The sequence below is a fragment of the Rahnella sikkimica genome (assembly GCF_002951615.1).
Classification (GTDB): domain Bacteria; phylum Pseudomonadota; class Gammaproteobacteria; order Enterobacterales; family Enterobacteriaceae; genus Rahnella; species Rahnella sikkimica.
The window spans coordinates 219,529-231,629 of record NZ_CP019062.1 but is presented as its reverse complement, the minus strand read 5'-3'; the positions used below and the strand labels follow the sequence as shown (position 1 = coordinate 231,629).

Below are 12,101 nucleotides of genomic sequence, written 5' to 3'. Positions count from 1 at the left end.
GGTTTACGGATACCCGTTATTCGATTTCAATACGTTTGATTTTCATGCCGTCGTCAGCGATCACCCGCACATTGCGGCCGCCGCATTCCGGGCAAAGCAATACGTCAGGGCGGAACAGACGGATATCTTTCTGGCAATCGAGGCACCGGCTTTGCGCCGCGGGCGTATCGAGGTGCAACACGCAGCCTTCCGCCAGTGTTTCCCGGCACGCCAGCTCAAAACAAAATTGCAGTGCTTCCGGCTCGACGCAGGAAAATGCCCCAATTTCCATCCACACGGCGGTTATTCGCCGCGCATTATTTTGCTGGCCAAATTCCTGCATTATTTCCACGGCATTCTGGCACAGCGTTATTTCGTGCATAATTTCCCCTCCCGATGGAGTCAGATAAAAGGGCTTTTGCAATATTAATGCCAGAGTTCATCACGCTTATTAAATACCCGGACTTTCCCGGTGACGGAATTAGTGCGTCATATCTGTCGAAATAAGGTGTCATCGACACATCATTGAGTGATCTGCCCTGATTCCCAAACTGGCAGAAAATAACCTAAACACATGATTTAAAATCATTAATAAAATAATTATCGGAACTGGCACGCTTTATGCCCCTAGAGGGTTATGCGCCATTTTTTTGTCGTCACGGGGCGATGAAAAATGACACTCACGCACAACACAATAACGGGTAATGACATGAGCACTCTCAGCAAATTGACCACGAAGGCTGACTATATTGCCAGCAAAAACAGCCATCTGAAATCACAGTGGCGCACTTACCAGAACAGCCTGATCCAGGCGGTAACCCATTCAAATAAGAAGATTAATCACGAGTTTTGCTGTGGTGAAGATCAGGATATCCGCTTCACACTGTTCAATCATTTCACCGTCAGCATTCACCTGAGCGATGACTTTTACAGTCAGGACATCGTGTACAGCCTGAACATGGCGCACAGCGGCGAAGAGCCTGAATTCAAAACCTTTGCCCACGCCGCACTGAGTGAAGAAGGCAGGATCGACGGCACCGTGGATATCCACGATAAAAACGCCGTTCTGGAGCATTATTTGAATAAGATTTCCGCTATCTATCAGTGTATTTACGACTCCCTGCACAGCAATCAGCCTATTCAGGCGCAATTAGAAAAATTACTTAGCCGCGCCTGATTCATAGTCAGAAATACATTATTGCGCCGGTCTGACGGAAATATTTTCCCGCGTCGTGTGAGTGCCGGTTTTTACGGGGATTAATTCCGACATAAGTGTCGAAATGTCAATTTAAGTGCCGATTTCGTCACCTTTGACGAAATGAAAAGGAGACTTCATGAGTTGCATCGCCGCCATGAATCAATATGTGATCGCCGATCCGAAGCTGTGTATCGGCTGCAACACTTGTATGGCCAGCTGTTCGCAGGAACATCAGCTGCACGGCTTGCAGTCTGCGCCCCGTTTGCAGGTGATGCGCAACCGGCTGGATTCCGCGCCGGTCATGTGCCACCAGTGTGAAGATGCCCCGTGCGCGCAGGTGTGCCCGGTCAATGCCATTACCCGTCAGGACGAGGCCATTCATCTCAACGAAAGCCTGTGCGTGAGCTGCAAACTGTGCGGGATTGCCTGCCCGTTTGGCGCGATCACCTTTTCCGGCAGCACACCGGTGGATATTCCGCGCAACTGTAATACCTCAAAAGCGCTGCCCGCCCCGCGTGCGCCGCGCGCCGTCAGCCCGTTCCTGGATTGCGTGCCCGGATTACGCGCCGTGGCGGTGAAATGCGATTTATGCAGTTTCAGTCCGGACGGACCGGCGTGCATCAAAACCTGCCCGACGCAGGCCATCACGCTGGTAACCGCCGGTCTGGCCGAACACAGCAGCCAGCAAAAACGCCTGAATGCGATGAACGCGTTCCCTGCGGCTTATTCCACCTTCACCACGCCTGACGCGGGGGCCAAATCATGATGGCTTTGTTTGCTTTAGAACCGGCCTCGTTGCTGGCGCTGGCACTGCTTATCTGGCTGGTGAGCGGCGTGGCGGGCGGGGTATTTTCTGCCGCCGCACGGCTCAGCGGCCTGATTTCAGGGCTGGGCGGCATGGTGGCTTCTGCGGCGGTCATCGTTGCCGCTTTCGAAATAGTTCACCGTGGCGGCGCAGTGCAGGCCGTGGCTCTGCCGGTGTTGCCGTTCACTGCTGAATTCAGCCCGCTGAACGGAGTGTTATTGCTGGCGATGTCAGTCACGGCGCTGTTTTGCAGTCTGTACGCCTGCGCGTGGCTGGCGGGGACAACATCCCGTAAACGCAGCCGCACCGGCCTGCTGTGTCATTTACTGATGGCGGCGCTGACGGCGGCGGCGGTCGCGAATAACGCCATTGAACTACTGGTAATGATGGAACTGGCGGCGCTGTGCGCCTACTTCCTGATCGTCCAAACCGACGATGTGAAAAGCCGTCGTGCCGGTCTGAATCAGTTTTTATCGGGCCGCCTTGGCACGGTTTGCCTGATTCTGGCGTTCACGGTTTTGCATCACGTCAGCGGCAGTCTGGATTTTGACGTTCTGCGCCACACGGCCTTCCCGGCGGGCGCAAAATCGCTGGCCTTCCTGCTGGCGCTGGCGGGCTTCGGGCTTTATGCGGGGATTATTCCGCTGCACGCCTGGGTGCCGCAGTCACACTCCAGCGCACCGGCACATGCCGCAGCCCTGTTCTCTTCCGTGCTGATGAAAATCGGCATTATTGGCATCGTAAAAGTCGGTCTGGATTTGCTCGGCGCACCGCCACTCTGGTGGGGCCTGATGGTGTTGTTGCTGGCAATCCTGACCGCGTTTATTGGCGGGCTTTACGCGCTGATGGAGCACGATATCCGCCGTCTGCTGGCCTATCACACGCTGGAAAACGTCGGGATTATTCTGCTCGGCGTCGGCGGTGCAATGACCGGTGTGGCGCTGAATCTGCCGGAACTGGCGGCGCTGGCGTTGCTGGCCGGATTGTTCCATCTGTTCAACCACGGCCTGTTTAAAACCGCGCTGTTCCTCGGTGCCGGTGAAATCGAAATGCAGACCGGCATAAAGGATATGGAAAAGCTCGGCGGTATCGCCCGTCTGATGCCGTGGACCGCCGTGGCGATGCTTGTCGCACTGATGTCGATGGCCGCGCTGCCGCCGCTTAACGGCTTTGCCAGCGAATGGCTGCTGTATCAGTCGCTGTTCCAGCTGAGCGCCGCGCCGCTGTTTATCGCACGTCTGCTCGGCCCGCTGCTGGCGGTGGGTCTGGCGCTTACCGGCGCGCTGGCGCTGATGTGCGTGGCAAAAGTGTTCGGCGTGACGTTCCTTGGCGCACCGCGCAGCAAGGCAGCAGAAGAGGCCACGCCCGCGCCGCTGGCGATGACGCTGAGCAGCGTTTTGCTGGCAATGCTGTGCATCGTTTTCGGTGTCGCCTCGTCGTGGATTATTCCGCACTTCGCCGCCGTTGCCGCGTCCGTTCTGAATGCGCCGGTTCTCCAGGCCGCACAGCACGGCGCGGTGTTCTCCGCAACCTCCGCCGTTTCCGCCCCGATGGTGGCACTCCTGCTTTTAGGGATGCCGTTACTGCCGTGGATTATCGCCGCCGTTCTGCGCGGAGCCCGTCTGCCAAACCGCCTGCGCGGCGAGGCCTGGGCCTGTGGTTACGGGCATTCCGCTGACATGGTGGTCACCGCGACCGGCTTTACCCAGCCGCTGCGCGTGATGTTCGGCCCGCTGTACCGTCTGCGCCAGCACGTCATGCCCGCCAAACTGGTGAGCACGCTGCATCAGGGCTGGCTTGGGGCTTTCTGCCGTCGTCTGGCTTTCATCGAACTGGCCGTGTTGCTGGTCGTGGCTTTTGCCTGAGGAACTGACTATGAATTTTCCCTTTTTGCTGAACAGTTCTCTGTGGCCGCTGGCGCTGATTCAGGCCGTCGCGCTGCTGGCGGTGGCTCCGCTGTTTGCCGGATTCAGCCGCGTCATGCGCGCCCGGATGCACAACCGGCGCGGGCCGGGGGTATTACAGGAATACCGTGATATCGCCAAATTACTCAAACGCCAGAGTGTGGCACCGGCGGCGTCCGGCCCGGCGTTTCGCAGTATGCCGTACCTGCTGACCGGCGGATTGCTGGTCATCGCCACCGCGCTGCCGGTGGTGACACTGGCTTCGCCGATGGGCGCAGCGGGTGACCTGATTACCGTGATTTATCTGTTTGCCGTGGTGCGCTTCGTGTTTGCCATCGCCGGGCTGGATACCGGCAGCACGTTCACCGGCCTCGGTGCCAGCCGTGAAGCGGTGTTGGGCGTGCTGGTCGAACCGATTCTGTTGCTCGGCCTGTGGGTCGCTGCGCTGGTGGCCGGTTCCACCTCGCTGGGCGCGATTTCTGCCCGCGTGCTGCACTGGCCGGTGTCATCTTCCCTGACGCTGATTCTGGCCGGTCTGGCCTGCGCGTTTGCCACCTATATCGAAATGGGCAAGTTGCCGTTTGATATGGCCGAAGCCGAGCAGGAATTGCAGGAAGGCCCGCTGACGGAATATTCCGGTGCCGCGCTGGGCGTGCTGAAAATCGGCATCAGCCTGAAACAGCTGGTGGTGTTGCAGCTGTTTCTCGGCCTGTTCTTCCCGTTCGGGATGGCAGAACACATCACGCCGCTGGCATTGCTGATTGCCGGGGTGCTGAGCCTGGTGAAACTGCTGATCGCCGTTTTTCTGGTGGCGCTTGTGGAGAACAGCGTCGCGCGTCTGCGTTTTCTCAAAACGTCCCGCACCACATGGGCGGGCTTCGGGCTGGCATTTCTGGCGCTGGTTTCCTGGCTGGTCGCAGGCTGACCTGACATTTTTCTTATCCCGCCACGGCGGGAAGAGGCTTTGCAATGAGTGAGTTCAATACCGCATTAAATCAAAACCCGGTCGGCAAACATTATCTTGCCGCGCTGGCGAAGCAGTTCCCGGCGGCCATTTTAGGCAGCGAATGGCAGACCGATACGCAGGCGACGGTGACCATTAAGCTGAACGCGCTGCCGGAAGTGGTTGAGTGGTTGTATTACCAGCAGGGCGGCTGGCTTTCCGTGTTATTCGGCAATGACGAACGCACGTTGTGCGGCAACTACGCGCTGTATTACGTGCTGTCGATGGAAAAAGGCGTGAAGTGCTGGATCACCGTGCGCGCCGAAGTGGATCCGGTTTCGCTGGAATTCCCGTCCGTGACGCCGCGCGTGCCCGCCGCGGTCTGGGGCGAACGCGAAGTCCGCGATATGTACGGTTTGCGCCCGGTCGGGCTGCCGGACGAGCGTCGTCTGGTGCTGCCGGATGACTGGCCGGAGGATTTGTATCCGCTGCGCAAAGATTCAATGGATTACCGTCAGCGCCCGGCACCGACCACCGACGACGAAACCTATCCGTTTATTTCAGAAAGCAAAGAAGGCAGCAAAATTGTGCCGATTGGTCCGCTGCACGTTACGTCTGACGAACCCGGACATTTTCGTCTGTTTGTCGATGGCGAAGACATTATCGACGCCGACTACCGCCTGTTTTACGTCCACCGTGGCATGGAAAAACTGGCCGAAACCCGCATGGGCTATAACGAAGTCACGTTCCTTTCCGACCGCGTGTGCGGCATCTGCGGCTTTACCCACAGCGTGGCGTATACCTCATCGGTGGAAAATGCGATGGGGATTGTGGTGCCGGAACGCGCCCAGATGATCCGCTCAATTTTGCTGGAAGTGGAACGTCTGCACAGCCACTTGCTGAACCTCGGGCTGGCCTGCCATTTCGTCGGTTTTGACTCCGGCTTTATGCAGTTTTTCCGCATCCGCGAACAGTCGATGAAAATGGCTGAAATCCTCACCGGCGCACGCAAAACCTACGGCATGAACCTGATCGGCGGGATGCGTCGCGACATCTTAAAAGACGACATGATCCAGACCATTGCGCTGGCGGGCAGTATGCGCCGTGACCTCAATGAGCTGGTGGATATTTTGCTCAGCACGCCGAATACCGAACAGCGCAGCGTCGGCGTCGGCATTCTGGATCCGCAGGTGGCGCGTGATTTCAGTAACGTTGGCCCGATGGTGCGCGGCAGCGGTCACCGCCGCGATATGCGTCTGGATCATCCTTATGCCGGTTACGCCAAACTGCCGTTTGAAATTTGCAGCGAAACCGGCAACGACGTCTATTCCCGCCTGAAAGTCCGCATCCACGAAGTTTATAACGCCCTGAATATGATCGAGTTTGGCCTGCAAAGCCTGCCGGGCGGCCCGCTGGCGGTGGAAGGATTTACCTATATTCCGCACCGCTTTGCCCTCGGTTTTGCCGAAGCTCCGCGCGGCGATGACATTCACTGGAGCATGACCGGCGACAACCAGAAGCTGTTCCGCTGGCGCTGCCGTGCGGCGACCTACGCCAACTGGCCGACGCTGCGCTACATGCTGCGCGGCAATACGGTGTCCGACGCCCCACTGATCATCGGCAGCCTCGATCCTTGTTATTCCTGCACCGACCGCATGACCGTGGTGGATGTGCGTAAGAAAACGACCATTGTCGTGCCTTACAAAGAGATCGAACGTTACGGCATCGAACGCAAAAATTCGCCGCTTTAAGGAATCACTTAAATCATGCTGAAACTGATTAAAAAAGTGCTGAAAACGGGCACAGCCACCGTGGGTTATCCGTTTACGCCGCTGGATCTTGCGCCGAATTTTCGCGGCAAGCCGCAGTACACCGCGCAGCAATGTATTGCCTGCGGAGCCTGCGCCAACGCCTGTCCGTCAAACGCGCTGACCATGACCACGGCGGAAGACGGCGAAACCCTGCGCTGGCAGTTGTTTTTAGGCCGCTGCATTTTCTGCGCCCGCTGCGAAGAAGTCTGCCCGACGGCGGCCATTACGCTGTCGCAGGAATTTGAACTGGCGGTCTGGCGCAAAGAAGACCTGTACGAAACGGCGGATTTCCCCATTTGCCACTGCCGTGAATGCGGCAAACCTTATGCCGTGCAAAAGGAAATCGATTTCGCGCTCAGCCTGTTGCAGGAAAGCGCGGCGCTGAGCGACCGGCAAATCGCCGATCGCCGCGTGCAGTACGAAACCTGCCCGTCGTGCAAAAAAATGCACAGCCTTTCTTCCACCGACCGTATTGATATCGGCCGCCATATGACCACGGAGGCCCGTTCATGAGTCATAACCCGATGGCACCGCGTGACGAAAATGGCCTGCCGGTGCCCGTCACGCTTGACGAAAGCATCGCAAAACTGAAATCCACCCTGCTGCATAGCATCCGCCGCTCCGCCTATGTGTACCGCGTGGACTGCGGCGGTTGCAACGGTTGCGAGATTGAGATTTTCGCGGCGATTTCACCGCTGTTCGACGCCGAACGTTTTGGCATCAAAGTCGTGCCGTCGCCGCGCCACGCCGACATTCTGCTGTTCACCGGCGCGGTCACCCGCGCCATGCGCATGCCCGCGCTGCGCGCCTGGGATTCCGCGCCGGATCCGAAAATCTGCATTTCTTACGGTGCCTGCGGCAACAGCGGCGGCATTTTCCACGACCTTTACTGCGTCTGGGGCGGCACCGACAAAATCGTACCGGTCGATGTGTATATTCCGGGCTGTCCGCCGACACCGGCGGCGACCCTTTACGGCTTCGCGATGGCGCTCGGGTTGCTGGATCAAAAAATCAAAGGCCAGCAGCACGACGAGGCCGCGGCGGTTCCGGCGGAATTACTCCATCCGGATCTGCCGCAACCGTTGCGCGTGTTGCTTGACCGCGAAGCGCGCCGCATGGCCGGTTACCGCTATGGCCGCCAGATTGCCGATGAGTTTATGAATATCGTGGCCGCGCCCGGCCTGCAACCGGTGGAGCAGCGCGTTTCAACCTACCTCAGTGAACGCGGCGACCTGCGTCTCACGGAAATTGTCGGCAACCTGCAACAGATTTATCAGCAGGTTCTGCGCGGGGAGGTGCGCCTGTGATGACCTCAGGAAACGACCAGCGCTACGCGCAGCATCAGCCTTTTTCCGGTCATCAGGCCGAAAAGAACAAAGTGATTTTTTACTCGCTGAGCAGCAAATTTGTCGACGAGAAAAGTGCGCAAAAGCGCAGTTCGCAGAAAGTGCAGGAAGTGGTGTATTACAGCCTGGCGATCGGCCATCACCTCGGGGTCATCGACTGCCTGAAATCCCGCCTCGAATGCCCGCTCACCGGCTACCAGCAATGGATCAGTTGCCTGCCCGAACAGGGTGAAGCCTACCGCAAACTGGCAGGCGTGCAGCGTTTTGGTGAAATCAATATCGACAGCAGCCATACCCATTTACTGGCGCTGGCGCTGCGCGATGCCCGCCCGCAAATGAATGAAGAACAGCACGGCTGGAGCGACCAGCTCATCGCCCTGCTCGGACAAATCGAAAGCGACCCCGCGATGTACCTGATGGTCAGGAGATACGATGCCTGATTCCACTTCCCGCTACGCGCTGCTGTGCGTGGGCAACAGCATGATGGGCGATGACGGTGCCGGCCCCCGGCTGGCAGAGCTGTGCGCAGAAAAACCGCTCAGCGGCTGGACAGTCGTTGACGGCGGTGCCGCGCCGGAAAACGACATCGGCTATTTACGCGAGCTGCGCCCGGCGCATCTGGTGATCGTGGACGCCACCGATATGGGGCTGGTGCCCGGCGAGATGCGCACCCTCGAAGAAAGCGACATCGGCGAAATGTTCATGATGACCACCCACAATTTGCCGCTGACGTTTCTCATGCAGCAGCTGCGTGAGGATATCCCGCAAATCACGTTTATCGGCATTCAGCCGGACGTCGTCGCGTTTTATTACCCGATGAGCGACGCCGTGGAACAGGCCGTCGTCCGCCTGCATCAGCGGTTACCGGCGCTGGAACAGGGCATGGGCATCGCGCCTTTTCAGGCCGACACCGCCTGACCGCGCGCTCGACATAACTGTCGATGTGGTGACGACGCGGACATGACGTCGGTGACACGCGTCGTCACCGGCAGGCAAGGGAACCATTAACTCATTGAAATACAGCTATAAAAACAAAACCATAAAACTGGCATGGTTTATGTATAGCAGTAGATGAAAACTTTTAACCACTTCAATTTAAGTACACAGAAATCCCCTAAGGCACTGGCATTGCAGGAAGGCGGCAAGCGAAGGAGTCCCGATGAGCTGACATGCGTCAGTGATTCGGGCGAGTGAACGCAGCCAACGCGCCTGCGGTGCCAGGGACGACGGGGATTTGGAGAGTAGACATGAACCGGTTCATTATCGCCGACCCTAAAAAATGCATCGGCTGCCGTACCTGTGAAATTGCCTGCGTCATGGCGCACAGCGATTCTCAGGATATCTCGTTGCTGAATACCGCCACTTTCGCCCCGCGCCTGCACGTCATTAAAGGCGTGAATCTCAGCACCGCGGTGATGTGCCGCCAGTGTGAAGACGCGCCCTGCGCCAACGTCTGCCCGAACGGCGCGATCCTGCGCACCGGCGATCACGTTCAGGTGATGCAGGAACGCTGCATCGGCTGCAAAACCTGCGTCGTCGCCTGCCCTTACGGCGCGATGGAAGTGGTCACCAAACCGATTTTCCGCCAGAACGGCGCGGCGATGGTTGCCACGTCGGACAAAGCCGAAGCGCATAAATGCGACCTGTGCCACGGCATCGCAGGTGGCCCGGCCTGTATGGAAGTCTGCCCGACCAAGGCACTTTTCGCCATCGACCGTAATCACTTACAGGAAATGAACGCAGAAAAACGCCGCCGCGCTGCGCTCGACAGCACCTCCCCCCTGCTGTTTTAACTCCGGATAGAGGAAGTAATCACATGAAAAAAGTCACCACTGTCTGCCCGTATTGCGGGGCCGGATGTAAATTGAATCTGGTTGTGGATAACGGAAAAATCATTCGCGCCGAAGCCGCCAACGGCGTCACCAATCAGGGCGAACTCTGTCTGAAAGGTTATTACGGCTGGGATTTCCTGAACGATACCAAACTGCTGACCCCGCGCCTGACGCAGCCGCTGATCCGCCGCCAGAAAGGCGGAAAATTCGAAGCCGTTACCTGGGATGAAGCAATCCGCTATACCGCGCAGCGCCTGAAAGAAATCAAACAAAAACACGGCCCGCGTTCCATCATGCACACCGGTTCTTCCCGTGGTACCGGCAACGAAACCAACTATGTGATGCAGAAATTTGCCCGTGCGGTCATCGGCACCAACAACGTCGACTGCTGCGCCCGCGTGTGTCACGGCCCGTCCGTTGCCGGTTTGCAGGCCACGCTCGGTAACGGCGCGATGAGTAACTCCATCGGCGATATCGAAAATTCCAAATGCCTGCTGGTGATCGGCTATAACTGCGCGGATTCCCACCCGATCGTCGCGCGCCGCGTGATTAAAGCCAAAGAGAAAGGCGCACAGATTATCGTCTGTGACCCGCGCCGTATCGAAACCGCCCGCATTGCCGATCAGCATCTGCAAATCAAAAACGGCTGCAACATGGCGCTGGTGAATGCGTTCGCCCATGTGCTGATCGAAGAAAATCTGTATGACCATGACTACGTGGCGAAATACACCGAAGGCTTCGAGGAATACCGCAAAAACGTCGCCGATTATTCACCGGAAGCGGTTGCCGAACAGACCGGCGTTTCCGCGCAGCAAATCCGTCAGGCGATGCGCACCTACGCCGCTGCCCCGTCTGCCACCATCATGTGGGGCATGGGCGTGACTCAGTTTGGGCAGGCTGTGGATGTGGTGAAAGGGCTGGCCGGACTGGCGCTGCTGACCGGTAATCTGGGCCGCGCCAACGTCGGCGTCGGGCCGGTTCGCGGGCAAAATAATGTGCAGGGTGCCTGTGATATGGGCGTGCTGCCGAATGAATTCCCCGGCTATCAGTCGGTCACCGACCCGAAAGTGCGTGCGAAATTCGCCGACGCGTGGGGCATTGACGTTAACCAGATGGACACGGAAATCGGCCACCGCATCACCGAAATCCCGCACCTGGCGATTGAAGGCCATGTGAAAGCCTATTACATCATGGGCGAAGATCCGCTCCAGACCGAAGCCGATTTGAGTCTGGTACGTAAAGGCTTCGAGGCGCTGGAATTTGTGGTGGTGCAGGACATTTTCATGACCAAAACGGCGGAACAGGCCGACGTCATTTTACCCGCCACGTCATGGGGTGAGCATGGCGGCGTGTTCTCCTGCGCCGACCGTGGCTTCCAGCGTTTTGAAAAAGCCATCGAACCGAAATACAACGTCAAACGCGACTGGGAAATCATCAGTCTTCTGGCGACAGAACTCGGTTATCCGATGCATTACAACGATAACCAGGAAATCTGGGACGAAATGCGCAGCCTGTGCCCGCTGTTCTACGGCGCAACTTACGAAAAAATGGGCGAACTCGGGCACATTCAGTGGCCTTGTACCACGCTGGAAAGTCCGGGGACGCAGTACCTTTACGCGGACAATCGCTTCGATACGCCAACCGGTAAAGGCCAGCTGTTTGCCGCACCGTGGCGCGCACCGGCAGAAGTGCCGGATGACAGTTATCCGCTGGTGCTGTGTACCGTCCGCGAAGTCGGCCACTATTCCTGCCGTTCCATGACCGGCAACTGCGCCGCCTTGCAAACGCTGGCCGACGAACCGGGCTTCGTGCAGATGCACCCGCAGGACGCCGAAGCGCTGGGCATCCGCGACCAGCAACTGGTCTGGGTCGCCTCGCGCCGTGGCAAAGTCATTTCACGCGCTAACTTCAATGAACGCATCAATACCGGCGCGGTGTACATGACTTATCAGTGGTGGATCGGGGCCTGTAATGAACTGACGCAGGAAAATTTGGATCCGATTTCCAAAACGCCGGAAACCAAGTATTGCGCCGTTAAAGTTGAACAGATCGCCGACCAGCGCTGGGCGGAAAACTACGCACAGCAAACCTACAGCGACATGAAAGCGCGCCTGCGCAGTGCCGTTGAAGATGTGATCCCGGTGGTGGAAGTGTAGTTTTTTTAGCTCCCAAAACAGAGGATTTTAAGCTCCTTCCCCTCTCACGAGGGGAAGGTTGGGATGGGGTGTGGGTCTGATCGGTCACAATCCCAGTTGCCTGCTAAACCCCCTCCCAACCTCCCCC

The 12,101-nt window shown here is 57.8% G+C and carries 12 protein-coding genes; 11 read left to right on the top strand and 1 reads right to left on the bottom strand.

Annotated features, from left to right (window positions below; genetic code table 11):
• Positions 1–16: 16 nt before the first annotated feature.
• Positions 17–361 carry a hydrogenase maturation nickel metallochaperone HypA gene (gene hypA / locus BV494_RS01110; protein WP_104921176.1) on the bottom strand — a complete coding sequence of 115 codons (345 nt, stop codon included), beginning with the start codon at positions 359–361 and terminating at the stop codon, positions 17–19.
• 327 nt (positions 362–688) lie between these two features.
• On the opposite strand from hypA, the gene hycA reads away from it, so the two are divergent.
• From hycA to fdhF, 11 genes are all read left to right on the top strand, one after another.
• Positions 689–1,156 carry a formate hydrogenlyase regulator HycA gene (gene hycA / locus BV494_RS01105; protein WP_104921175.1) on the top strand — a complete coding sequence of 156 codons (468 nt, stop codon included), beginning with the start codon at positions 689–691 and terminating at the stop codon, positions 1,154–1,156.
• Between the two features lie 175 nt (positions 1,157–1,331).
• Positions 1,332–1,943, top strand: coding sequence for a 4Fe-4S dicluster domain-containing protein (locus BV494_RS01100; protein WP_104924664.1), 612 nt, complete (start codon positions 1,332–1,334; stop codon positions 1,941–1,943).
• Positions 1,940–3,847: a proton-conducting transporter transmembrane domain-containing protein gene (locus BV494_RS01095; RefSeq protein WP_104921174.1), complete on the top strand. Its 1,908-nt coding sequence runs from the start codon at positions 1,940–1,942 to the stop codon at positions 3,845–3,847. Before BV494_RS01100 ends, BV494_RS01095 begins: the two co-directional genes overlap by 4 nt.
• Positions 3,848–3,857: 10 nt before the next feature.
• Positions 3,858–4,811 carry a respiratory chain complex I subunit 1 family protein gene (locus BV494_RS01090; RefSeq protein ID WP_104921173.1) on the top strand — a complete coding sequence of 318 codons (954 nt, stop codon included), beginning with the start codon at positions 3,858–3,860 and terminating at the stop codon, positions 4,809–4,811.
• A gap of 44 nt (positions 4,812–4,855) precedes the next feature.
• Positions 4,856–6,580, top strand: coding sequence for a hydrogenase large subunit (locus BV494_RS01085; protein WP_104921172.1), 1,725 nt, complete (start codon positions 4,856–4,858; stop codon positions 6,578–6,580).
• 15 nt (positions 6,581–6,595) lie between these two features.
• Positions 6,596–7,153, top strand: a complete 558-nt coding sequence (locus BV494_RS01080) for a formate hydrogenlyase complex iron-sulfur subunit (protein WP_104921171.1) — start codon at positions 6,596–6,598, stop codon at positions 7,151–7,153.
• The gene (locus tag BV494_RS01075; protein ID WP_104921170.1) at positions 7,150–7,947 is read left to right on the top strand and encodes an NADH-quinone oxidoreductase subunit B family protein; all 798 of its coding nucleotides are present in this window, start codon (positions 7,150–7,152) and stop codon (positions 7,945–7,947) included. The genes BV494_RS01080 and BV494_RS01075 overlap by 4 nt, the downstream gene beginning before the upstream one ends.
• On the top strand, positions 7,947–8,426 hold the full coding sequence (locus BV494_RS01070; protein WP_104921169.1) for a formate hydrogenlyase maturation HycH family protein: 480 nt from the start codon (positions 7,947–7,949) through the stop codon (positions 8,424–8,426). Before BV494_RS01075 ends, BV494_RS01070 begins: the two co-directional genes overlap by 1 nt.
• Entirely contained in the window at positions 8,419–8,904 is a 486-nt protein-coding gene (hycI, locus tag BV494_RS01065; protein WP_104921168.1) for a hydrogenase maturation peptidase HycI, read from the top strand. Before BV494_RS01070 ends, hycI begins: the two co-directional genes overlap by 8 nt.
• Before the next feature lie 329 nt (positions 8,905–9,233).
• Positions 9,234–9,779: an electron transport protein HydN gene (gene hydN / locus BV494_RS01055; RefSeq protein ID WP_104921166.1), complete on the top strand. Its 546-nt coding sequence runs from the start codon at positions 9,234–9,236 to the stop codon at positions 9,777–9,779.
• A 23-nt stretch (positions 9,780–9,802) separates the two neighbouring features.
• A complete protein-coding gene (gene fdhF / locus BV494_RS01050; protein ID WP_104921165.1) occupies positions 9,803–11,974 on the top strand; it encodes a formate dehydrogenase subunit alpha in 2,172 nt (723 codons plus the stop codon).
• The last annotated feature ends 127 nt before the right edge of the window (positions 11,975–12,101 follow it).